Raw genomic sequence first — 21,232 nt, 5'->3', positions numbered from 1 at the left:
TTGTTCATTCCGCTTACCGCTCCCGGCGTCGGCTCACCGCTTCAGAGAGCTGGGCCAATACGCTTTCGGTATCCGCCCAACCGATGCAGGCATCGGTGATGCTCTGGCCAAAGGTCAAGGCTTTACCTGCCGCCAGATCCTGACGCCCCTCCACCAGGTGGCTTTCAATCATCGCCCCAAAGATGGCGGACTCCCCTGCCGCCAGCTGACCACACACATCATCACATACTGCCATCTGGCGCTTGTATTGCTTTGCACTGTTGGCGTGGCTGAAGTCGATCATCAGGTTTTGCGGCAGCCCCGCCTCCGCCAGCTCTGCGGTGATGGCCTGTACATGTTCAGCGCTGTAGTTCGGTTCCTTACCGCCACGAAGAATGATGTGACAATCCGGGTTCCCCGCCGTCGCCACGATAGCGGAATGGCCATACTTGGTCACCGACAGGAAGTGGTGCGGCGCACTGGCTGAGGCGATGGCATCGATGGCGATGCGGATGGTGCCGTCGGTGCCGTTCTTGAAGCCCACAGGGCAGGAGAGACCGGAGGCCAGCTCACGGTGTACCTGGGATTCAGTGGTACGGGCCCCAATGGCGCCCCAGCACATCAGATCGGCCACGTATTGCGGCGTGATCATATCCAGGTACTCACCGGCGGTAGGCAGTCCCAGATCGTTGAGATCCACCAGCAGTTTGCGGGCGGTACGCAGGCCGTCGTTCAAGCGGAAACTGTTGTCCAGGCCCGGGTCGTTGATCAGCCCTTTCCAGCCAACGGTAGTGCGAGGCTTTTCAAAGTAGACTCGCATCACCACTTCTAGAGTGTCACGATACTGCTCACGCAGTTCGCGCAGACGGCGGCCGTATTCAAGCGCTGCTTCAGGGTCGTGAATGGAGCAGGGGCCGATCACCACCAGCAGGCGGTCATCTTCGCGTTGCAGCAGTTTGTGGATGGCGCGACGGGCATTAAAGACCGTCTCAGACGCCGTTTCCGTTGCCGGAAATCGTTCCAGAATGGCGATGGGAGGGAGGAGTTCTTTGATTTCGTTGATGCGGACATCGTCATTCTTGTAATACATTGGGTTACCACGCTGTTCGACGGATAAAGATGGCCTTCTGGATGGCTTTGACTCTTGTACACTATCACAGCGAGACCAAATTCCCACCACAAAAAACGGCGCCCGAAGGCGCCGTTTACGATTGAATGACGATCAGGGTCGATAAACCTTGACGTTGTTATGCCCCTGCTCCTTGAGATAGAGCGCCTGGAGCTTGCTCATCACACCGCGATCGCAGTACAGCAGGTAGGTGCGACTGGCGTCCAGACTCTCAAACTGGCTGGCCAGCTTGAAGAAGGGCAAGGTGATCACTTCGCTGCCATCCACCTCGAGGGGACTCTGCTCCTCCTCTTCCGGTGCACGGATATCCAGAATGACCTCGCCGGCGCCCGGCTGCTGGACGGTTTCCATATCAATGGTTTCTGTGGGTTGTGCCATCGCCAACTCCCGGATGTCCTCAACTTTCACCGACGCCATCACCCGCTCAATCAGGTCTTCGGAGAATTTGGCTTCCTCCGCTTCCACCTTGGACAGCACCGCCTTTACGGTCGGACGCTGGGAGATCACACCACAATACTCCGGCATCACCTCTGCAAAGGGCGCGGTGCCGATGGCGCGCGCGGTGTCGACAATCTCCTGCTTGTCCCAGGTGATCAGCGGACGCAGGATCAGGGTATCGGTAGCGCGGTCGATCACATTGAGGTTGGACAGGGTCTGAGAAGAGACCTGGCCCATCGCCTCACCGGTCACCAGCGCAGGGATATCGAAGCGAGCAGCCACTTCGGCGGCAACACGCATCATCATGCGCTTCAACACCACACCCATCTGGCCGTTATCAATGCGCTCCAGGATCTCTTCCACCACCGGCTCGAACGGAACGCTGATAAAGCGTACGCGGTGGGAGCTGCCGTACTTTTTCCAAAGGTAGTAAGCCACCTCTTTCACGCCGCGCTCATGGTCGGCGCCACCAAGGTTAAAGAAGCAGTAGTGGGTGCGGGTACCGCGCTTAATCACCTGGTAAGAGGATACGCCGGAGTCAAAGCCACCGGAGATCAGGCTCAATACATCTTCCTGAGAGCCGATGGGGAAGCCGCCCAGGCCCGGGTGACGATGCTCAACCAGGTAGCACTTGTCCTCTTCAATCTGAATATGGATGGTCATATCCGGATCTTTCAGCTTCACACCGTTGCTTTCGCTGTGCTGATTCAGACCGCCGCCCACATAACGCTCAACATCCAGAGAGCTGAACTCGTGCTTGCCGGAGCGCTTTACGCGAACGCAGAAGGTTTTACCCGCCAGACGCTCACCAAAGATACGCTGGGTGTGCTGGTAGATGTCATCCAGAGATTCAAAATTGTGCTGAGTCACTTCCAGAAAGTGACTGATGCCAGGCAGACACTTGAGGGTCTGAACGTATCGGTCACGCAGCTCCGGGTCGTCCTTGGCACTGCTGATCACGATATGATCCCAGTTAAACCGCACCCGCGCGTCGTCATCCAGCTTACGCAGGATGTTGCGGATGTTGGACACCAGCATTTTGGAGAAACGCACGCGCACCGGCTTGGACTTGATCATCACTTCCGAGTGCAGCTTGACGATAAATTTCATGACCTGTCTGACACCTAAGCATTAAAAGCGCGGGATTATACCCCAGGCCACGACAAGGCGGGAGCCTCCCGGCGCTTTTCCGAGCATAGAAGTGAGACAACGGGCATGTAAAGGTGAACTGACTCAGGGCAGCACGCTGATCTGTTCCGATTCTTTTGCTTTACCCTGGTTGATGCTGATCTCCACCCGGCGGTTACGAACCCGCCCCTCCCAGGTGTCATTGCTGACCAGCGGCTCGTTGTCCGCTACACCACGCAACTCCATGCGACCCGGGTCGAAGCCATCCACTCTGACCAGTTCATGAGCCACCGCCACCGCACGTTGCGTCGACAATTCCCAGTTAGAGCGATAGAGCTCGTTGCTGATGTTGGTGTTGTCGGTATGGCCGGTGACGCTGATGATGCCGGGCACATCCTTAAGCAGGTTGCCTACGGCGTGAATCACGGGACGGAACCGGGGCTGCAGGAAAGCAGAACCGGCCGGGAAGGCGCCCTGTTCCCGAATGCGAATGATGATCTGCTGACCAAGGGATTCCACCTCAATGGCACCATCGAGGATCTGATCCTCCAGCTGCTGGGCGATCTTCTTGGTCAACTCGTTGATGTTATCCGCATCGGAGGCGGACGTATGGGAATCGCTCTGGGTTTGCTGCCGTTTCTGAGTTTCGTTGGCGGTCTCGCTGGATGCGCCACCACGACTGTTACCGCTCTGGTTCTGCTGACCGCCCGCTTCGTCAGACTCACCGGGCTGATAGTTCAGCATGTCGCGGGTGAACTCCACGGTCTGCTGCTGAATCACTTCGATGGGGGTCGGATCGGGGCGACCCGGTCGAAACTCCTGGGCAATCACCGAGGTGCCACGGGGGATGTCCTTCACTTCCACCTTGTTCTGCACCCCGAAGGCGTACTTCATGGAGCCGGCAATCTGCTTAAACTTAAGCACATCCATCTCAGAGAAGGCCAGCAGCAGAACGAAGAAGCACATCAGCAGGGTGGCGAGGTCCGCGAAGGTCGCCATCCAGGCCGGGGCGCCGGCCGCCTTCTTACGCTTGGGAGCAAATTCCGACATCAATCCTCCGTGGTATCGATGGCGCGCTTCTTCTCATTCAGGTAATTCTTGAGGAAGCCCTCGATCACCCGGGGATTCTGACCGTCCTGAATCGCCAGCACTGCGTCCATGATAAGGCGACGGTTTAGCATCTCCTCCTGCATGCGCAGTTCGAGTTTGTCAGCAATGGGCATGGCAACCATGTTGGCGATGATGGCGCCATAGAGGGTGGTCAACAGCGCGACCGCCATGGCGGGGCCGATGGTTTTGGGGTCATCCATGTTGTTGAGCATCGCCACCAGACCGATCAGGGTCCCGATCATCCCCATCGCCGGTGCCACGTCACCCAGCTTGCGGAAGATGTCGATGCCTGCGGTATGGCGCTCTGCGGTCAGGCCGATGTCTTTGGACAGCGCATCCCGCACCACTTCGGCATCATGACCATCCACCAGGAGGTCCACCGCTTTCTTCATAAAGCTGTTGTTGACCTCGGCCTCTTCCAGGGCCAGAAAGCCCCCCTTGCGGGCGGAGTCAGCCATGGTGACAGACTGCTCGATCAACGCTTCGGGCTTGTCGAGCTTGAACATGAATGCCTTCGCGGCAATTTTGACGGCCCCGAAAAACTGCTTCAGGTTGAACTTCATCATCACCACAAACAGGGAACCGGCGATTACGATAAGCACCGATTCGATGTTGACGAAGATCATCACGTCACCGCCCTGGACCATTGCCATGATGACGAAAGCAAAGGCACCAATGAGGCCGATGAGGGTTGCCAGATCCACAGATACTCCTAGCTACAATCCACTGTAGGGGGTTAATGACCAAAGTCGGCCGCAGCAAACTGAAAAAACGGCCTTATTGTCCTTATCGGTTCCGGCACTGGCAAGTTTAGAGAAAAATCCCGAAGCTGAGCGCTGCTTCATTGATCCAAGCAGACCAAAACAGTACCTTTTAGCCCCCGACATCCATGGGAGTCAGACAGTGGCGAAAAAACCGGAAAATATGGCCTTTGAGGCGGCCCTGGCCGAACTTGAGGGAATCGTGGCTCAGCTTGAGCAGGGGGAAGTGCCCCTGGAGCAGGCGTTAGCCCAGTTTGAACGCGGCATCGCCCTGGTTCGCGCCAGCCAGCAAAAGCTGGAGCAGGCCCAGCAGCAGGTGCAGATCCTGACCCAGGATCCGGAGCAACCCCTGCAACCCTTCGGTACCGAGGACGCCTGATGCAAACCGCATTGAGCCACTATCAGGACCGGGTAAACCAGACGCTGGAGCAGATCTTCAATGAACTGCCGGTCACCGATGCCCGCCTGCTTGACGCCATGCGCTACGGCACACTGCTGGGTGGCAAACGGGTTCGCCCCTTCCTGGTGTACGCCACCGGCAGCCTGCTGGGTGCCGACGAGAAAGCGCTGGATCCACTGGCGGCCGCTGTCGAGTGCATCCACGCCTACTCGTTGATCCATGATGATCTTCCCGCCATGGACGATGACCATCTGCGTCGTGGCCAGCCTACAGTTCACATCGCCTTCGACGAAGCCACGGCGATTCTGGCGGGCGATGCACTGCAAGGCCTCGCCTACGAACTGCTGACCGAGTGCCCGCTGCCCTCTGCATTGGAGCCCAACCGCATCGCCATGATCCGCGCTCTGTCCCGGGCTTCCGGTTACCAGGGAATGTGCGGCGGTCAGGCGATCGATCTGGCGAGCACCGGCAAACGTATCGAGTTGGAGGCATTGACCCAACTGCACCGTTTGAAGACCGGCGCCCTGATCCGCGCTTCCGTTGAACTGGGCAGTTATGCGGTACCGGATCTGCCTGAAGCCCAGCGCAACGCGCTGCTTAGCTTTGCCGAAGCGATCGGCCTGGCGTTCCAGGTGCAGGACGACATTCTCGATATTACGGCTGACACTGAGCAGTTGGGTAAGCCCCAGGGTTCCGACCTTGCGGCGGACAAGAGCACCTTCCCCGCTTTGCTCGGACTGGATGGCGCTCGTGACGCGGCGCAGACTCTCTATCAGGATGCCCTGACAGCACTCACAGAGTTGCCGTACAATACCGAACAACTTAAAGCCTTCGCTCGCTACATTGTCGAGCGCGGCCAGTAACGAAACAAACAAGCGAATACGGATAATGAGCCAGGATCTGTCTGACTACCCGCTCCTTTCACAGGCATTGACGCCGGAGCAACTGCGACAACTCCCTCAGGAGCAACTGGCCCTGCTGGCCGACGAAGTACGTACCTTCCTGCTGCGTTCGGTCAGCCGTTCCTCGGGGCACCTCGCCTCCGGTCTGGGCACTGTCGAGCTGACATTGGCTCTGCACTATGTCTACAACACGCCGTTTGACCGCCTGGTCTGGGACGTGGGCCACCAGGCTTACCCGCACAAGATCCTCACCGGTCGTGCCGAGCAGATGCATACCATCCGTCAGAAAGATGGCCTGCACCCCTTCCCCTGGCGGGAAGAGAGCGAGTACGACACCTTCAGCGTGGGACACTCCAGCACCTCCATCAGCGCCGCCCTGGGTATGGCCATTGCCGCCGACCGTGAAGGCGCCGGGCGCAAAGTGGTGGCGGTGATTGGTGATGGCGCGCTGACCGGAGGCATGGCCTTTGAAGCGCTGAACCACGCGGGTGACATCCACAAAGACATGCTGGTGATCATCAACGACAACGAGATGTCCATCTCCGAGAATGTTGGTGCACTGAACAAGCACATGGCCCGCCTGCTCTCCGGCAGCCTCTATACCACCATTCGTGAAGGCGGTAAGAAGGTGCTGGGCGCCATGCCGCCCATCAAGGAGCTGGCCCGCCGTGCCGAGGAGCACCTCAAAGGCATGGTGGTACCCGGTACCCTGTTCGAGGAGCTTGGCTTCAACTACATCGGCCCCATCGACGGACACGATGTGGAAGGCCTGGTGGATACCCTGCGCAATATGCGCAACCTGAAGGGCCCCCAGATCCTCCATGTCATGACCAAGAAGGGCAAAGGCTACCAGCCAGCGGAAGAGGACCCGATCGGTTACCACGGCGTCCCCAGGTTCAATCCCGAAGAGTGGAAGCTGCCCAAGTCCGAGCCGGGCAAGCCCACCTTCTCCAAGGTGTTTGGCGACTGGCTGTGTGATATGGCCGCCCAGGACGACAAGCTGGTGGCCATCACCCCGGCGATGCGTGAAGGCTCAGGCATGGTGGAGTTTTCGCAGCGCTTCCCGAGTCAGTACTTTGATGCCGCCATTGCCGAACAGCATGCGGTCACGCTGGGCGCTGGTTTCGCCTGTGAAGGACTCAACCCGGTGGTGGCGATCTACTCCACCTTCCTGCAACGGGCCTACGACCAGGTGATCCATGATGTAGCCATCATGAACCTGCCGGTGCTGTTCGCCATCGACCGTGGTGGCCTGGTTGGCGCCGATGGTCAAACCCACCAGGGGGCGTTCGACCTGAGTTACCTGCGCAGCATCCCGAACCTGACCGTTATGGCCCCGGCGGACGAGAATGAGTGCCGTCAGATGCTCTATACCGGCCACGTTCACAATGGTCCGGCTGCGGTTCGCTACCCTCGCGGTAATGGCATGGGCGTTGAACCGACCGCTGAGATGACCGCTCTGCCCATCGGCAAAGCGGAGATCCGCCGTGAAGGGCAAGGGATCTGCATCTTCAACTTCGGTACCCTGCTGCCCTATGCGCTGGAAGCTGCCGAGACCCTGAATGCCACCGTCGTGAACATGCGCTTTGTGAAGCCGCTGGATCATGAGATGGTCAAGCAGATGGCTGAGCGTCATGACCACCTGATCACGCTGGAAGAGAACGCCCTCATGGGTGGCGCCGGCTCCGCCGTGCTGGAGTCCCTGGCGCAACAGGGCCTGGCCAGGCGTGTTCTTCAACTGGGCCTGCCGGATCGCTTTATCGAGCAGGGCAGTCAGGAGGAGATGCACACCGTGCTGGAGTTGGACAGCGCTGGCATCATCAAGCGCGCCAACGCGTTCTTCGAACGCTAACGGCAGCACCCCAATACAACAAAGCCCCGCATCGCGGGGCTTTGTTTTTTCAGGCTGGGGAGCGTCACCGCCTTACAGCGGCTCTGCGATACCAAGCCGGTAGTGCACCGTCCGCCCCTCTCGCCGGGGCATCAACTCATGCACCGCACTGACCCAGGTCAGTTGCAGTGAGGATACCTTCAGAACCGGCTGCTGCCAGTTCTTCTCTGGCGTCGGCCCCAACCACTCCAGCTGTGCCTCAAGACCGGCCAGGTCGAGCTCCAGCGCCAAAGGCTGCTCCTCAGGCGCAAAGTAGCGTCCCGCAACCAACGCCACATCCTCCGGGCAGTTCAGGTGCACCCAGCCCGCTCGACGATCACTGCCACAGGGGGGCACGTACCCCAGCAACTTGGCCTGCTCCCAGTCATCCCTTCCCACCACTCGGTACAGTACGGTCATCTCCCCTCCTTGTGACCCAAAAAAGGGCGCCTGGTGGCACCCTACTCTGTTTCTGTCAACCGAAGAACAGTCGCCACAGCCAACTGCGGTCGAGGTCTTCTTTGCACTGGCGATATTGCGCGGCATAACGCTTCGATCTTTCGTCAACCTTTCTTGACACATTGATCAGCCAGGGCTTTTGATTGTACGTGCCACGGCGATAGCCCCCCCACCCTTCGTGGTAGTTGAGGTACTGCGCATAGGCGTCCCATTTGGACACACCGTTGACCTGATGACTCTTATAGATGAACCACCCCATAAAATCATGGGCATCGGAAAAGTTGCTTCGACTGGCAAAAGAGCGATTGTTTTCACGGACATAGTCGTCCCAGGTCATGGTCTTTGCCTGGGCATATCCATAGGCACTGGAGGCACGCCCCACCGGGATAAAGCCGAACCAGTACTGCATCGGCGGACGGGCGTTGTGCCGGAAGGAGCTCTCCTGGTACATCATCGCCATCGGCACATGAACCGGCACCCCCCACTTCTCCTCCGTGGCCTTGGCCGCCTTATACCAGCTTCGATTTTCTTCAAAGATGGCGCAAAGGTTCTCCGGATCCCGCGGTGGCGGCGTGGCACAGCCTGCCAGCACTGAGGTCAGAACAGAAAGCATCACCAGGTTGCGAAAAAATGTAGCCTGCATCGTATTGTTATTCAGGAGATTTTGAAGTTTCTTGGAAAAAGTTTGCCTGTAAGTGGAACTTAAGGAAAGGGCCGCAGTCTCATTAACTGAACCGATTAACTGTGTTCATCATTATCCTCCTAATTTTGCGGGAACCTTGGCAGGGGTTCCCGTTTTTTTATGTCGCCCCTTTACAGGCGACCCAGTCACTGCTTAAATTGCGCGCCTCGTGAAACCCAATCAATCACTCTCATGTCCACCGAGTTGTACTTGGTCTATCTGGCCACTGTGGTGGTGCTGCTGGCAGCGCCTGGTCCCATGACCCTGATGACCCTCTCGACCAGCGTCCGCTTCGGACACGGCCGTGCCCTCTTCACTGTACTGGGCTCTAATGTCGCCGGCATGATCCTCATGGTGCTCTCCGCTACCGGTATCGGTGCCCTGATCACCGCCCAACCGGTTCTGTACGATCTGCTCCGTTATGGCGGTGCTGCCTACCTGATCTGGCTTGGCATCAACGCCTGGCGAGTGCGCAAAGCCACTCCCGCTGCCGAAGGCTATCAACACCAGTGTCGCAGCCGCCGGGAGCTGTTCCGACAAACCCTGATGATCGGTCTGGCCAACCCCAAGGGCCTGCTGTTCTTCGCGGCGCTGTTTCCCCAGTTCATCCAGTCCGGTGAAAGCCTCACCGAGCAGTTCATGGTGCTGAGCCTGACCTTTACCGCAGTCGACTTCCTCATCCTCAACCTGGTTGCTCTGGGGGGCTGTGCGCTCGCCAATCACCTGGCCAACCCCGGTGCCCAAAAAGGCTTCAACCGCGTCTGTGCTGTCGTCTTTATGGGTTTGGGCGGCATGATGCTGCTCACCTGATACAACAACGCCCCGTCGATGCGGGGCGTTGTGCTATTTCATACGGCATTCGGTGGTGGACTCCCGCCACACGACCGGGTCCCAATACTGCTGGGATATCCCCTGGTAGCGCTTATCGCTGTTGAACCTGGCCGCCAGATGATAGCGAACATCGGCATCCACCTTGAGGGTCAGCTCCTTGTAGCTGCGGTTGCGCAACGACACCGACAGTCTCGGGTCATCGATCAACTCCACCAGGCGAATCTGATAAGTGCCGGGTGCAAGTTGGTAGGTGGGCTTGCTGATCACGTTTTCCTCGTTAATCCGCGTGACCACCACTTTAAACAGGTTTTGGGTCTCCGGGGGCTGATAGAAGGTGGACAACTCGCCGCAGGGTTTCGTCAGGTCACCCTGGCTGGCGCATCCGGCCAGAAGCAACGCCGCCATTGCACCCCATCGCAGTTTATCCACCATACCCTCACTCCTCAGTTGTCAGAGCCACCATTTTGGCGACGGAAGTAGTCCGCCAGAAACTGCTCGAAGCTGCCCTGGTCTTCCGCTTCACGTGCTGATTGCGCTTTTAGAGAGTCCGCAGCCGCAGTAACCAGTTGAGCTTCGCTCAGACGGGCGTAATCCCGGTTCAGCAGGGCCTCCCGATGCTCGGTCGCCATGCGATCCGCCCAGTGGCCATGGCCTTCAGCCAGACTCACCGCCAGCACTTTGGCTGACAGAGTCTGCTCCGGGTCGCGGGCTGCGCCCAACCAGGCGTTCAGCGCCTGACCGTAACGCTCGTCCCCATTGGCGGCATCCAGAATCGCGGCCAACTTGCCCCAGCGCGCCATCAGTTCGCTCATCCAGTCCGCCAGCGCCACCGGCTGCCCGTTCCGCATCAGGGTTTTGCCGGGACGACGCCCGTCCAGCACCACCTCTTTGAAGTTGGCCTTCTGTTCGGTCAGTTCCTGCTCATCACGAGCAGGCTGCGGCTCCAGCAGACCATCGAGCAGGAACAGGTCAAGCAACAGGATCTGGTCGCGGCTGATACCCAGGGGCTCAAACGGGTTCACGTCCAGTGCGCGCACCTCGACATACTCGACGCCACCCCGCGCCAGCGCATCGGACGGGGTCTCCCCCGAAGCCGCGGTGCGCTTGGGCCGCATGGTGGCATACAGCTCGTTCTCAATCTGCAGGACATTGGCATTAAGCTGGCGATACTCGCCATTCACCTTAACCCCAAACTTAGCGTACTCCTCGGAAGGCAGGCTGATCGCCTCCTTAAGGTCACGAATGTACTCGTCGATGCTGTTGATGCTGACTTGAAGCTTGTCCTGAGCTTTGTTGGTGTAGCCCAGGTCACTCATCCGAAGTGAGGTTGCGTAGGGCAGATACAGCGTGCCGTCGCGCTCCTCAAAGGGCAGCCCCGAGGCAGGGTCGCGCCCCTGCAGGAAGGAGCGGCACAGGCTGGGCGAGGCCCCAAACAGGTAGGCCAATACCCAGGCGTGACGTTTGAAGTGGCGCAGCAGGGAGAAGTAACGCTCAGAGATCGCGTCCTGATCCTCACCATCGACACCCAGCGCTTCCCACAACGCCTTAGGCACGGAGAAGTTGAAGTGCAACCCGGCAATGGCCTGCATCATGGCACCATAACGGTGCTGAAGGCCCACCCGATACAGGGTTTTCATTTGTCCGGTATGGGAAGTGCCATACTGCGCGATCGGAATGTTCTCCGCCGAGTCGATAAAACAAGGCATGGAGAAGGGCCAGAGACGCTGACCGTTCAGATGGCGTAAAACGAAACTGTGGGTGTCCGCCAGATGATCCAGCAGGGCATCCGGGTCCTGGTACACCGGCGTTATCAGCTCCATCAGGGCTTCACTGAAGTCGGTGGTGATCCAGGGGTGGGTCAGGGCTGAGCCCAATGCAACAGGGTGAATATCCTGAGCCAGGCGACCCTGAGCATCGATGCGCAGAGCCTCCCGTTCAATACCGCGATTTAAGCCACGCAGGGCATCTCGCCACTCGGGTTGGCTTAACCGCTCGACAGCTGTGTTGAAGGCGTTCAATGCCGATCTCTTTGTTGAGTAATGGGCGACCCGAAGGCCGCCCATTTACTGTGGAATGTGAAGGTTATGGCACTTAGTTTACAGGCTAATGAGACGTACGTCATAGCCCAGTTGGCGAAGTGCCTCCTCATTGCTGGCTCTGTCACCGACCACCAGAATGATCATCTGCTCCAGCTTCAACTCCCGTGCTGCCACTGCATTGAGCTCATCCAGGGTGGCATCAGCGATGATGCGCCCCTGCTGCTTCACGTAGTCATCGCTCAGGTCATAGCGCTGAAGTTTGTCCAGGAAACGGGCTTTCTGTCCGGGTGTCTCGAACTTGAGTGCCTCTGCCTGGGAGATGGAGGACTTCATAAAGGCCAGTTCCTCAGCAGTCATACCGTTGGCCTGGTACTCGCTGATCTCCTTGATGAACTCCGCCACAGAGGCGGCAGTGGCATCAGAGCGCACATCGGCTGAAGCCAGGAACTGCCCCAGCTCCGGGCCGGCATTAAAGCCGCTGCGGGCACCGTAGGTGTAGCCTTTGTCCTCACGCAGATTCAGGTTGATGCGGCTGTTAAACGCCCCACCCAGGGGGTAGTTCATCAAGGTAGAGAGGAAGTGCTCACCGGTGGCGTCGTAAGGTACGGTGCGCTTGCCGATGCGAATTACCGACTGAGCGGAGCCGGGCTTGTCGAGCAGGTAGATCACCGGTCCACCCAGTTGCGGCATCGGCTGCATCTCGGGCCACGGCGTCTTACCGCCCTGCCACTGAGACAACGGCGCCAGTGCGCTCATCAGTTCGGTCTGCGGGAGATCCCCAACCACAACCACCTCCGCGTTACCGGCACGGAACTGCTCGGCGTAGAACGCCTTGACGTCTTCCAGTGTCAGCGCAGAAACGCTCTCAAGGGTGCCGTCGAGGGGATGACCCTGAGGATTGTCTTCCCCATACACCAGGCCGCTCCAGGCGCTGGAAGCGATCCAGCCCGGCTCATTCTTGGAGTGCATCAGCCCCTGCAGGTGCTGCTCTTTGACGCGAGCAAAGTCGGTTTCGTCAAAGGCACTGTGCAGCAGACGCTCCAGCAGCAGGTCGATGGTCGGCTGCAGGTTTCGGGTCAGGGCACTGACGGAAACGTAGGTTCGATAGCCGGATGCGCTGACGTTGATGCGGGAACCCAGCAGTTCGAGGGCTTCAGCAAACTCGGGGGTGCTGTAACGCTCGGTAGATTCGCTCATCATCGCCGCCGTCAGTTGGGCGAGGCCCGCCTTCTCCGGAGAGAGCAGGCGGTTGCCGCCATCCAGAGCGATCAGCAACTCAACGGTGGGAGTTTCCAAACTCTGAGTGCCAATCACCGGAATGCCGTTTTCCAGTTTGCCTCGCCACAAGGCGGGAAGTTCCACCTGTGGGTTGGGGCCGGCAGGCGGCACCTGGCTGCGGTCAAAGCTGTCCACAATCACCGGAGGCATCACCGCTTGCAGCGTTTGCGGAGTGGCTTTCAGTTCCAGCGGCGCGGGGGTAAAGGTGTCTGCGGCAGCGATCAGGTCGAGGCGTCCTTCCGGCACTACGCTCATGATCACTGCGCTCTTGCCCTTGATGTAGGTGTTGAACACGCGCACCACATCGTCGGCGGTAACGGCATCATAGCGGGCCAGATCTTCGGCAATCAGATCCGGGTTATCGAAGAAGGTTTCATTGAAAGCCAGGGTGCTGACCTTGCCACGGACACTTTGCAGTCCATAGAGGGTGTTCGCTTCGTGCTGAACCTTGGCCTTCTCCAGGTCTTCGGGTTTGACACCGCGCTGTTCAAACTCGGCGATCGATTCGCGGATCAACGCCTCAATCTTCGCCAGCTTCAACTCTTTGGCCGGGTTCGCCAGAGCATAGAGACCGAACTCACAAGCCAGCTCGCGGCAGGGGTGACTCACCCCGGCCTGTACCGCAAACCCTTCCTGAACCAGGTTCTTATAGAAGATGGAGGTGCGGCCGCCACCCAGAATGTCCGCCAACAGATCCAGCGCGGCTTCATCTTCGTGACGGGCATAGACGGTGGGGAAGCTCATGTAGACCAGCGGCAGATGCACTTTGTCTTCCATGGAGATATAGCGGTCACTCTCCAGGGTCGCGGGCTGCTTGGGTGCGTTTTCCACTTCCGGCCCACGAGGAATGGGGCCAAAGTACTTTTCTACCCAGGCCAGGGTCTGAGCCACATCGAAATCACCGCCGATGGTCAAAGTGGCATTGTTGGGGCCATACCAGCGTAGGAAGAAGCGGCGCAGATCCTCGACATTGCCGCGGTCAAGATCCTCCATCCAGCCAATAACCGGCCAGGAGTAGGGGTGCCCCTGAGGGTACATCGCCTGACCGACACGCTCATTCAGACGACCATAGGGGCGGTTGTCGACACGCTGTCCGCGCTCGTTTTTCACCGTGGCACGCTGGATCTCAAATGCTTCTTCGGTCACCGCATCCAACAGGAAGCCCATGCGGTCCGCTTCGAGCCAGAGCATCTTTTCGAGCTGGTTATCCGGAACGGTTTCGAAATAGTTGGTGCGATCGCTGTTGGTGGTGCCGTTGAGGGTTCCCCCCGCTTCCGTCACCAGTTGGAAGTGCTGTTCATCAGCCACATGCTTTGAGCCCTGGAACATCATATGCTCAAAGAAATGGGCAAAGCCGGACTTGCCCAACTCCTCTCGGGCTGAGCCGACATGATAGGTGACGTCCACATGGACCAGGGGATCGGAGTCATCGGGACTCAGAATCACGGTCAGGCCGTTCTCGAGCCGGTACTTCTGATAGGGGATGCGGACCTCTCCTGGTGCCGCATCCACCTGCTCAATCAACGTGAAGCCTTCCGGGATAGCCGGTGTGCGGGGTTCCCCTGCACAGGCGATAAGCGTCGCCGAGACCAAGGCTGCCAGCGAGAGCTTTTGCCAACCTTTCATAACACCTCCGGGTTGTGTATATCGATCAGGCGCTTCCGAGGACCCCTAACGTGACCCCGGCAACCACTGAATAACGCAGAAACTTACCGATAAAGATCAACAGCGTACTAAACAGGACGGGAAAACGAAACCAGCCGGCCAACAAAGGGATAGCGTCGCCGACACCGGGAAGCCAGGCCAGCAGAAGGGACCAGATCCCATGCCGCTCAACCCAGCCCAACACCCGGCTCTCTTTTCCGGACAGCAGTTGCTCCGGGGATTTACGTCGATGCACCACCCTGCCAATAACATAGCTGGTCAACGAGCCAAGGGTGTTGCCAATCGTCGCCACCAGGAGCAACAGTAGCACGGCCCACTGCCCCTGACTGACCAGGTAAGCCAGCACCGCTTCGGAGCCGCCGGGGGCTAGCGTCGCCGAGATAAAGGCGCTGAAGAATAACCCCCAAAGGGTAAAACTGGTCAGCATCTAGCGGGCCGGTGGCTGGTGTAACAGGGTGACCAGATGCGGATTCTGCTTCAGCATGTCCGCCAGGGTGTATTGGTCCAGAGAGGCCAGGAAGGCATCGGTGGCTTCCTGAAGCACATCTTTCAGGCGGCAGGCCGGCACGATATGACAGAACGGGCTGCCGCAATCCACCAGCTTGAGCGGCTCCAGAGCCCGAACCACATCCCCCAGAACAACCTCGTCTGGTGACTTGGCCAGACGGATACCGCCGTGCTTGCCACGCACGGTGGTGACAAAGCCGGCATGACCCAGCTTGTTGATCACCTTAACCATATGGTTGCGGGATACCCCGTACACTTCGGTCACCTTGCTGATGCTGGTCAGCTCACCCGGTGGCAGGGTGCCCAAATAGATCAGGGCGCGAAAGGCGAAATCGCTGAAACTGGTTAATTGCACGTTGAGTACCTCCGGTGAAAGAGTTTACCCGAACTGCGCTGTCGAAACATTGCTCTCACGTGCAACTTTGACAAATCAGTAGCTCCCCTGGCAGGAGCTGGCGCGTATGGTGAGGGAGGGCGGCGCAGAGGGACCCTCGTAGATATGGCGGTAGACCAGTCCCGCGTCCAGACGTTTTCGGTAGTACGCACTTTGACAGTAACCGCGGATCACGGCATCAGTCTGATCCTCGACCACCGCACCAAAGGGGGCCATAGCGTCGGCGCTGACGGCCCGGTAATAGAATGACATTACCCCCCCCTGGAACTCCGCCCGCAGGAAGTTCGGATTCTGGCTCTGCCCCACTCCACTATTTAATTCCTTGGCCAATTGGCGGCTCTCCCGCTCTAACCATTCGGGTAGGCTCAACCCCCAGAATGCCCCGGCCTGAAAGGGCAATAACAACAATAAGAGGGCTATGCGCATGATCTTCTCCGTCCAATAAGCAGGCGCAATGCTACCGGCTCGCTCATTCACCCATAGTGACGAAGATCACGCAAAAACAGTTGTTTACTCGGATTTTACAATCCCTGACAAGAGGGGAATGTGAGTGTTAAGCTTGGGAAAAAAGGGAGGTAAAGGCACATCATGATCGCCAGGCTTTTCTTAATCCCCATGCTGCTCTGCCTGCTCTGGTTCGTGTATCTCCAGATCAATGGCTTCAGCCTGAAGCAGGGACAACAAGGGTTTATCTATATTCTGGTGTTTTCCGCCGGACTGCTGGGCGTGATGAGCCTGCTGTTGTGGCTCACCAACACCCAGTCGATGTAGTTGAGGTTTACCCGAGTACCGCCAGCAGCACACCGGCAGCCACTGCGCTGCCCAGCACGCCAGCCACATTGGGGCCCATCGCGTGCATCAGCAGGAAGTTGTGAGGGTTGGCTTCCAGACCCACCTTATTCACCACTCGTGCCGCCATCGGCACGGCAGACACGCCCGCCGCGCCAATCAACGGATTCACTTTACCCCCGCTGAGTCGGCACATCAGCTTGGCCAACAGTACGCCCGCTGCCGTCCCTACGGCAAAAGCCACCGCCCCCAGAGCCAGAATTCCCAGTGTGTTTACAGTGAGGAACTTGTCGGCAGAGAGTTTGGACCCTACCGCCAGACCCAGGAAGATGGTAACGATGTTGATCAGCTCATTCTGTGCCGTGTTGGAGAGGCGATCCACCACGCCCGCTTCCCGCATCAGGTTGCCCAGACAGAACATCCCGACCAGTGGGGTCGCAGGAGGGAGGAACAAAATGGTCAGGCCCAGAACCAGGAGCGGAAACAGAATCTTCTCCTGCTTGCTGACTTCCCGCAGTTGCGCCATCTCAATGCGACGCTCGGCTTCAGTGGTCAAAGCCTTCATGATGGGTGGCTGAATCAGGGGCACCAGTGCCATATAGGAGTACGCCGCAACGGCGATGGCACCGAGCAGATCCGGCGCCAGCTTTGAGGCCAGGAAGATGGCAGTAGGCCCATCCGCCCCACCAATGATGGCGATGGCCGCAGCGTCCTCCAGGGTAAAGGAGAAGCCGGGCACCAGGTTCAGTGCGATCGCCCCCAGCAGGGTGGCAAAGATACCGAACTGGGCCGCCGCCCCCAGAAAGAGCGTGCGGGGATTGGCAATCAGAGCACCAAAATCGGTCATCGCACCGACACCGAGGAAGATCAGCAACGGAAAGACACCGCTCTCAATCCCCACGTGGTAGGCGTAATACAGCAACCCTCCCGGCTCGTTAAAACCGCCGCCGGGAATGTTGGCCAGAATCGCACCAAACCCGATGGGCAGCAGCAACAACGGTTCAAAACGGCGGACAATGGCCAGATAGAGCAGCGTCGCGCCAACTGCCATCATGATGCCCTGCCCCAAGCTAAAGTTGGCCAGACCGGTCTGCAGCCAAAATGCGTTGAATCCCTCCACAACCGCTCCTTAAGCCAGGCTCACCAGGGGATCACCAACGGACACGCTGTCCCCCTCTTTGACATGCAACTGATGCACCTGGCCGGTATCACTGGCCCGGATCTCCGTCTCCATCTTCATCGCTTCCATCACCATCACCACTTCACCAGCGTTGACCTGCTGGCCCGGGCCCACCAGTACTTTGAAGATGTTGCCCGCCAGAGGAGCATTGAGCACACTGCTCGGTTGCGACGCCGGAGCACTCACCGGGTCTGCGGCAGGCGCTGGCGCAGCAGGCTCGATACGGGTCAGTTCTCCCCCTTCGGACACCTCCACCGTGAAGTTTTGGCCATTGACCCGCACTTGATAGGTGGCGGGCTGAGCCGGCGCGACGGGCGCGCTGTCAGCCACTTTCGACTTAGCTGGATCCGGGACAGGCTCAAACGCCTCCGGGCAGTGGCGATTGGCCAGAAACTTACGACCAATCTGCGGGAACAGGGCGTAGGTCAGTACGTCATCAAGCACCGTGTCCGCCAGTTCGATACCTTCTTTACCGGCGATCTGCGTCAGCTCTTCCGTCAGTCGCGGGATTTCGGGCGCCAGTTCGTCGGCGGGGCGTCCGGTTATCGGTGCCTGACCGTCCAGTACCTTGGCTTGCAGCGCTTCATCTACCGGCGCGGGCGTTCGACCATATTCGCCACGCAGTACGCCCTGGGTTTCCTTGGTGATGCTCTGGTAACGCTGGCCCGTTAGGATATTCAGCACCGCCTGTGTACCAACAATCTGGGAGGTGGGCGTCACCAGTGGCAGGTAACCAAGCTCCTTACGCACCCGTGGGATCTCCTCAAGCACCTCATCAAGTCGATCCAGTGCGCCCTGCTCCTTAAGCTGGTTCTCCATATTGGTGAGCATGCCGCCGGGTACCTGCGCCGTCAGAATGCGGGCGTCGACCCCTTTGAGGCTGCCCTCAAACTGAGCGTATTTGGTACGAACCTGACGGAAATGCTGAGCGATGGGCGCCAGCGCAGCGGGGTCATAGCCGGTGTCCCGTTCCGTCCCGGCCACCATCGCCATAACCGTTTCCGTGGCGGTATGGCCATAGGTCATGCTCATCGACGAAATGGCGGTATCCAGTACATCGATGCCTGCGTCGATCGCTTTCTGATAGGTGGCGGTCGACAGCCCGGTGGTCGCGTGGCACTGCATGGCGATGGGCAGTGACGTTTCACTCTTCAGCGCCGAGATCAGTTCGAAGGCGGCCTGCGGTGTCAGCAAACCGGCCATATCCTTAATGCAGAGCGATTGACACCCCAGTGCTTCCTGCGCTTTGGCCAGCGTCACCCAGCTTTCCAATGTGTGGACCGGAGAGGTTGTGTAGGAGAGGGTGCCCTGAGCATGCCCGCCCACCGCATTCACCGCACGGATGGCGGTTTCCAGATTGCGGGTATCATTTAGGGCGTCAAAGATGCGGAACACCTCCACACCGCTGGCATAGGCACGTTCTACAAAGGCCTCGACGACATCATCCGCATAGTGGCGATAGCCCAGCAAGTTCTGCCCTCGGAGCAGCATCTGTTGCGGAGTATTTGGCATCGCCTCCTTCAGGGCCCGGATCCGGTACCAGGGATCTTCACCAAGATAGCGAATGCACGCATCAAACGTGGCGCCGCCCCAACTTTCCAGAGACCAGTAGCCAACGCGATCCAGTTGTTCCGCGACTGGTAGCATATCCTCCAGACGCATTCGGGTAGCCAGCAGAGATTGGTGTGCATCACGCAACACCACGTCAGTCAGTGCCAGGGGGGTAGGCTTCATGGGTTCTCCTTATCGTTCAGTGGCACGGCGGTGAGCATGAATCGCAGCACCGATGGCGGCGATCAGCGTGGGATCGACAGCGCCGTCTTCCCTTGTGGTGGCTTCCGATTTCGGAGCCGGAGCAAACAACCGGGCCATCACTTTCAGGGCCATAACCAAACAGCCCAGAAACGCAAACACCAGAACCATCCCCATCACCATCAGTCCGGCAGCCTGGGTCAAAAGTGGTGTGAGTGTCTCCATGTCAGCTCCATAACATTCCAGCAACAGGGCATCGATATTCACACGATGCGCATAATCATGTCAAAGCCAATCTGACCACCCGTCTGTTGGTTATACCAATTCAGTATTTTTAAATCAGGCAATTAGAGAACACAGAACCACAAAAACAAATTGGTCTTACCACTAGGCGGCTGAGTGAGTATTCCGGGCCAGCCGGGCAAATAGATGATTCCAACGGGGGAGCAGACGCAAGCCAAATGAAGAGGGGGAGAGCTTGAGTGATGCGGGAAAGCGCTCTGAATGCAAAAAACCCGGCCAAAGGCCGGGTTTAGGAAGATGGCGCGTCCGGGAGGGTAAAGGCAGAGAGCAGCAAGCCAACCGTTTGGCTTGCGCCGCCTGAACGCCGGAGCGCTCTGCGCGCAGGCCGGCAATCCGACCAACGCACCCTGAATGCAAAAAACCCGGCCAAAGGCCGGGTTTAGGAAGATGGCGCGTCCGGGAGGATTCGAACCTCCGACCGCCTGGTTCGTAGCCAGGTACTCTATCCAGCTGAGCTACGGACGCGCATCGGTGTGGCAGTTACCCCAGCCACTTGGGGGAAGATGGCGCGTCCGGGAGGATTCGAACCTCCGACCGCCTGGTTCGTAGCCAGGTACTCTATCCAGCTGAGCTACGGACGCGCATCGGTGTGGCAATTACCCCAGCCACTTGGGGGAAGATGGCGCGTCCGGGAGGATTCGAACCTCCGACCGCCTGGTTCGTAGCCAGGTACTCTATCCAGCTGAGCTACGGACGCGCATCAAACTTGTGGTTCGCACTGGTGGCGAAGTATAGTGCCTGGCTTGTTCCTTTACCGCCCGCACCGGTCGGCAAGTGCCGACTGAAGATGGCGCATCCGGGAGGATTCGAACCTCCGACCGCCTGGTTCGTAGCCAGGTACTCTATCCAGCTGAGCTACGGATGCGTAATTTGATGTGGTTTCCATCCTTAGAAAACCAAGGAGCCGCGCTCTGCGCGGCTCCGGGAATAGTGGCGCGTCCGGGAGGATTCGAACCTCCGACCGCCTGGTTCGTAGCCAGGTACTCTATCCAGCTGAGCTACGGACGCGCAATGGCGGTGAGGGAGGGATTCGAACCCTCGATACCTGTCGGTATACGCCCTTAGCAGGGGCGCGCCTTCAGCCACTCGGCCACCTCACCGTTTCGTGGGGCGTATATTACGGGCTAAGGGAAATAAGTCAAACGCTTTTTCTGCGCCAAGATCGCGTTTGCACGGAATTCCACCAAGGTGGTGTCAACGCACTCAACAGGCGCCGTTTTTGCCACCAAAACAGGGTGAAAAAGAGGGGTGTGGCAGGGAAGCTGGGGAGGGGCTGCCAGATGCCCTCTCGGATCAACAGGCAGAAAAAAACCGGCGAATTCGCCGGCCTTTCTAAACTCAGAAGTTGCCGCTGGGGGCAGCGCCGCCGTCTTTCTCGGCCTGGATGCGCATGTAAATCTCTTCGCGGTGAACAGAAACCTCTTTCGGAGCATTCACGCCGATACGTACCTGGTTGCCTTTTACACCCAGTACGGTCACGGTGACTTCGTCACCAATCATCAAGGTTTCGCCAACACGGCGAGTCAAAATCAGCATTCTATTGCTCCTCTATCTCCAACTCATTCCGCAGCGGCGGTTGAATCTTTCAGCAGTATTATAAAGTTAGACCAGATTAAATCTATAGCCACTAGGGGAG

General features: G+C 58.6%; 21 protein-coding genes and 6 tRNA genes. 5 read left to right on the top strand and 22 right to left on the bottom strand.

Annotated elements, in window-relative coordinates; translation table 11 throughout:
• Positions 1 to 13: 13 nt before the first annotated feature.
• The 4 genes from aroG to pomA form a co-directional block, all read right to left on the bottom strand.
• Positions 14 to 1,069 carry a 3-deoxy-7-phosphoheptulonate synthase AroG gene (gene aroG, locus KUV52_RS08060; RefSeq protein ID WP_222525429.1) on the bottom strand — a complete coding sequence of 352 codons (1,056 nt, stop codon included), beginning with the start codon at positions 1,067 to 1,069 and terminating at the stop codon, positions 14 to 16.
• 132 nt (positions 1,070 to 1,201) lie between these two features.
• The gene (gene thiI / locus KUV52_RS08055) at positions 1,202 to 2,656 is read right to left on the bottom strand and encodes a tRNA uracil 4-sulfurtransferase ThiI (protein ID WP_222525428.1); all 1,455 of its coding nucleotides are present in this window, start codon (positions 2,654 to 2,656) and stop codon (positions 1,202 to 1,204) included.
• A gap of 123 nt (positions 2,657 to 2,779) precedes the next feature.
• The gene (locus KUV52_RS08050) at positions 2,780 to 3,724 is read right to left on the bottom strand and encodes a flagellar motor protein MotB (protein ID WP_222525427.1); all 945 of its coding nucleotides are present in this window, start codon (positions 3,722 to 3,724) and stop codon (positions 2,780 to 2,782) included.
• Positions 3,724 to 4,488 carry a flagellar motor protein PomA gene (gene pomA / locus KUV52_RS08045; protein ID WP_222525426.1) on the bottom strand — a complete coding sequence of 255 codons (765 nt, stop codon included), beginning with the start codon at positions 4,486 to 4,488 and terminating at the stop codon, positions 3,724 to 3,726. Before pomA ends, KUV52_RS08050 begins: the two co-directional genes overlap by 1 nt.
• A gap of 199 nt (positions 4,489 to 4,687) precedes the next feature.
• Here pomA and xseB point away from each other — a divergent pair, with 199 nt between their 5' ends.
• From xseB to dxs, 3 genes are read left to right on the top strand one after another with little or no spacing between them, the layout of a single operon-like run.
• Positions 4,688 to 4,924 carry an exodeoxyribonuclease VII small subunit gene (xseB, locus tag KUV52_RS08040; RefSeq protein ID WP_222525425.1) on the top strand — a complete coding sequence of 79 codons (237 nt, stop codon included), beginning with the start codon at positions 4,688 to 4,690 and terminating at the stop codon, positions 4,922 to 4,924.
• Entirely contained in the window at positions 4,921 to 5,808 is an 888-nt protein-coding gene (ispA, locus tag KUV52_RS08035) for a (2E,6E)-farnesyl diphosphate synthase (protein WP_222526810.1), read from the top strand. Before xseB ends, ispA begins: the two co-directional genes overlap by 4 nt.
• A gap of 25 nt (positions 5,809 to 5,833) precedes the next feature.
• Positions 5,834 to 7,699, top strand: coding sequence for a 1-deoxy-D-xylulose-5-phosphate synthase (gene dxs, locus KUV52_RS08030; RefSeq protein ID WP_222525424.1), 1,866 nt, complete (start codon positions 5,834 to 5,836; stop codon positions 7,697 to 7,699).
• A gap of 72 nt (positions 7,700 to 7,771) precedes the next feature.
• Here dxs and KUV52_RS08025 read toward each other — a convergent pair whose 3' ends face one another.
• Positions 7,772 to 8,137 carry a DUF952 domain-containing protein gene (locus tag KUV52_RS08025; protein ID WP_222525423.1) on the bottom strand — a complete coding sequence of 122 codons (366 nt, stop codon included), beginning with the start codon at positions 8,135 to 8,137 and terminating at the stop codon, positions 7,772 to 7,774.
• A gap of 55 nt (positions 8,138 to 8,192) precedes the next feature.
• Entirely contained in the window at positions 8,193 to 8,819 is a 627-nt protein-coding gene (locus tag KUV52_RS08020; protein WP_222525422.1) for a hypothetical protein, read from the bottom strand.
• Between the two features lie 231 nt (positions 8,820 to 9,050).
• Here KUV52_RS08020 and KUV52_RS08015 point away from each other — a divergent pair, with 231 nt between their 5' ends.
• A complete protein-coding gene (locus KUV52_RS08015; RefSeq protein ID WP_222525421.1) occupies positions 9,051 to 9,668 on the top strand; it encodes a LysE family translocator in 618 nt (205 codons plus the stop codon).
• A 33-nt stretch (positions 9,669 to 9,701) separates the two neighbouring features.
• Here the strand turns inward: KUV52_RS08015 and KUV52_RS08010 are convergent, their stop codons facing one another.
• The 6 genes from KUV52_RS08010 to KUV52_RS07985 all read right to left on the bottom strand — a co-directional run bounded on the left by KUV52_RS08010 (position 9,702) and on the right by KUV52_RS07985 (position 15,998).
• The gene (locus tag KUV52_RS08010; protein WP_222525420.1) at positions 9,702 to 10,121 is read right to left on the bottom strand and encodes a hypothetical protein; all 420 of its coding nucleotides are present in this window, start codon (positions 10,119 to 10,121) and stop codon (positions 9,702 to 9,704) included.
• Between the two features lie 11 nt (positions 10,122 to 10,132).
• Positions 10,133 to 11,752 (bottom strand): glutamate--cysteine ligase, encoded by a 1,620-nt coding sequence (gene gshA, locus KUV52_RS08005; protein WP_222525419.1) that lies wholly within the window; start codon positions 11,750 to 11,752, stop codon positions 10,133 to 10,135.
• A gap of 33 nt (positions 11,753 to 11,785) precedes the next feature.
• Positions 11,786 to 14,632, bottom strand: a complete 2,847-nt coding sequence (locus KUV52_RS08000) for a M16 family metallopeptidase (protein ID WP_222525418.1) — start codon at positions 14,630 to 14,632, stop codon at positions 11,786 to 11,788.
• 25 nt (positions 14,633 to 14,657) lie between these two features.
• The gene (locus tag KUV52_RS07995; protein WP_222525417.1) at positions 14,658 to 15,098 is read right to left on the bottom strand and encodes a YqaA family protein; all 441 of its coding nucleotides are present in this window, start codon (positions 15,096 to 15,098) and stop codon (positions 14,658 to 14,660) included.
• Entirely contained in the window at positions 15,099 to 15,533 is a 435-nt protein-coding gene (gene nsrR, locus KUV52_RS07990) for a nitric oxide-sensing transcriptional repressor NsrR (protein ID WP_222525416.1), read from the bottom strand. It lies immediately after the preceding gene.
• A gap of 75 nt (positions 15,534 to 15,608) precedes the next feature.
• Positions 15,609 to 15,998: a hypothetical protein gene (locus tag KUV52_RS07985; RefSeq protein WP_222525415.1), complete on the bottom strand. Its 390-nt coding sequence runs from the start codon at positions 15,996 to 15,998 to the stop codon at positions 15,609 to 15,611.
• Positions 15,999 to 16,160: 162 nt separating this feature from the next.
• Between KUV52_RS07985 and KUV52_RS07980 the strand changes: the two genes are divergently transcribed.
• Entirely contained in the window at positions 16,161 to 16,343 is a 183-nt protein-coding gene (locus KUV52_RS07980) for a hypothetical protein (protein ID WP_222525414.1), read from the top strand.
• Positions 16,344 to 16,350: 7 nt separating this feature from the next.
• Here KUV52_RS07980 and KUV52_RS07975 read toward each other — a convergent pair whose 3' ends face one another.
• The 10 genes from KUV52_RS07975 to csrA form a co-directional block, all read right to left on the bottom strand.
• On the bottom strand, positions 16,351 to 17,481 hold the full coding sequence (locus KUV52_RS07975; RefSeq protein ID WP_222525413.1) for a sodium ion-translocating decarboxylase subunit beta: 1,131 nt from the start codon (positions 17,479 to 17,481) through the stop codon (positions 16,351 to 16,353).
• A gap of 9 nt (positions 17,482 to 17,490) precedes the next feature.
• A complete protein-coding gene (gene oadA / locus KUV52_RS07970; RefSeq protein WP_222525412.1) occupies positions 17,491 to 19,275 on the bottom strand; it encodes a sodium-extruding oxaloacetate decarboxylase subunit alpha in 1,785 nt (594 codons plus the stop codon).
• Between the two features lie 9 nt (positions 19,276 to 19,284).
• On the bottom strand, positions 19,285 to 19,518 hold the full coding sequence (locus KUV52_RS07965) for an OadG family transporter subunit (protein ID WP_222525411.1): 234 nt from the start codon (positions 19,516 to 19,518) through the stop codon (positions 19,285 to 19,287).
• Between the two features lie 466 nt (positions 19,519 to 19,984).
• A tRNA-Arg gene (locus KUV52_RS07960) sits at positions 19,985 to 20,061 on the bottom strand.
• A 39-nt stretch (positions 20,062 to 20,100) separates the two neighbouring features.
• Positions 20,101 to 20,177 (bottom strand) — tRNA-Arg (locus KUV52_RS07955).
• Positions 20,178 to 20,216: 39 nt separating this feature from the next.
• Positions 20,217 to 20,293 (bottom strand) — tRNA-Arg (locus tag KUV52_RS07950).
• A gap of 91 nt (positions 20,294 to 20,384) precedes the next feature.
• Positions 20,385 to 20,461 (bottom strand) — tRNA-Arg (locus KUV52_RS07945).
• A gap of 66 nt (positions 20,462 to 20,527) precedes the next feature.
• Positions 20,528 to 20,604: transfer RNA gene (locus KUV52_RS07940), tRNA-Arg, on the bottom strand.
• 4 nt (positions 20,605 to 20,608) lie between these two features.
• Positions 20,609 to 20,696, bottom strand: a tRNA-Ser gene (locus tag KUV52_RS07935).
• A 238-nt stretch (positions 20,697 to 20,934) separates the two neighbouring features.
• The gene (gene csrA, locus KUV52_RS07930; protein WP_013344374.1) at positions 20,935 to 21,132 is read right to left on the bottom strand and encodes a carbon storage regulator CsrA; all 198 of its coding nucleotides are present in this window, start codon (positions 21,130 to 21,132) and stop codon (positions 20,935 to 20,937) included.
• Positions 21,133 to 21,232 lie beyond the last annotated feature (100 nt).

This window comes from Ferrimonas balearica, assembly GCF_019802055.1.
Taxonomy (GTDB): Bacteria; Pseudomonadota; Gammaproteobacteria; order Enterobacterales; family Shewanellaceae; genus Ferrimonas; species Ferrimonas balearica_A.
This window is presented reverse-complemented; position numbering and strand designations above follow the sequence as displayed.

What these genes read in the sequence shown, in the direction of transcription:
- KUV52_RS08020 (WP_222525422.1), bottom strand. Translation starts at nt 8,819, where the DNA reads ATGCAGGCTACATTTTTTCGCAACCTGGTGATGCTTTCTGTTCTGACC.
- KUV52_RS08010 (WP_222525420.1), bottom strand. Translation starts at nt 10,121, where the DNA reads ATGGTGGATAAACTGCGATGGGGTGCAATGGCGGCGTTGCTTCTGGCC.
- KUV52_RS07995 (WP_222525417.1), bottom strand. Translation starts at nt 15,098, where the DNA reads ATGCTGACCAGTTTTACCCTTTGGGGGTTATTCTTCAGCGCCTTTATC.
- KUV52_RS08000 (WP_222525418.1), bottom strand. Translation starts at nt 14,632, where the DNA reads ATGAAAGGTTGGCAAAAGCTCTCGCTGGCAGCCTTGGTCTCGGCGACG.
- gshA (WP_222525419.1), bottom strand. Translation starts at nt 11,752, where the DNA reads ATGGGCGGCCTTCGGGTCGCCCATTACTCAACAAAGAGATCGGCATTG.
- KUV52_RS08050 (WP_222525427.1), bottom strand. Translation starts at nt 3,724, where the DNA reads ATGTCGGAATTTGCTCCCAAGCGTAAGAAGGCGGCCGGCGCCCCGGCC.
- dxs (WP_222525424.1), top strand. Translation starts at nt 5,834, where the DNA reads ATGAGCCAGGATCTGTCTGACTACCCGCTCCTTTCACAGGCATTGACG.
- aroG (WP_222525429.1), bottom strand. Translation starts at nt 1,069, where the DNA reads ATGTATTACAAGAATGACGATGTCCGCATCAACGAAATCAAAGAACTC.
- KUV52_RS07980 (WP_222525414.1), top strand. Translation starts at nt 16,161, where the DNA reads ATGATCGCCAGGCTTTTCTTAATCCCCATGCTGCTCTGCCTGCTCTGG.
- KUV52_RS07965 (WP_222525411.1), bottom strand. Translation starts at nt 19,518, where the DNA reads ATGGAGACACTCACACCACTTTTGACCCAGGCTGCCGGACTGATGGTG.
- KUV52_RS08015 (WP_222525421.1), top strand. Translation starts at nt 9,051, where the DNA reads ATGTCCACCGAGTTGTACTTGGTCTATCTGGCCACTGTGGTGGTGCTG.
- KUV52_RS07985 (WP_222525415.1), bottom strand. Translation starts at nt 15,998, where the DNA reads ATGCGCATAGCCCTCTTATTGTTGTTATTGCCCTTTCAGGCCGGGGCA.
- thiI (WP_222525428.1), bottom strand. Translation starts at nt 2,656, where the DNA reads ATGAAATTTATCGTCAAGCTGCACTCGGAAGTGATGATCAAGTCCAAG.
- oadA (WP_222525412.1), bottom strand. Translation starts at nt 19,275, where the DNA reads ATGAAGCCTACCCCCCTGGCACTGACTGACGTGGTGTTGCGTGATGCA.
- csrA (WP_013344374.1), bottom strand. Translation starts at nt 21,132, where the DNA reads ATGCTGATTTTGACTCGCCGTGTTGGCGAAACCTTGATGATTGGTGAC.
- KUV52_RS08025 (WP_222525423.1), bottom strand. Translation starts at nt 8,137, where the DNA reads ATGACCGTACTGTACCGAGTGGTGGGAAGGGATGACTGGGAGCAGGCC.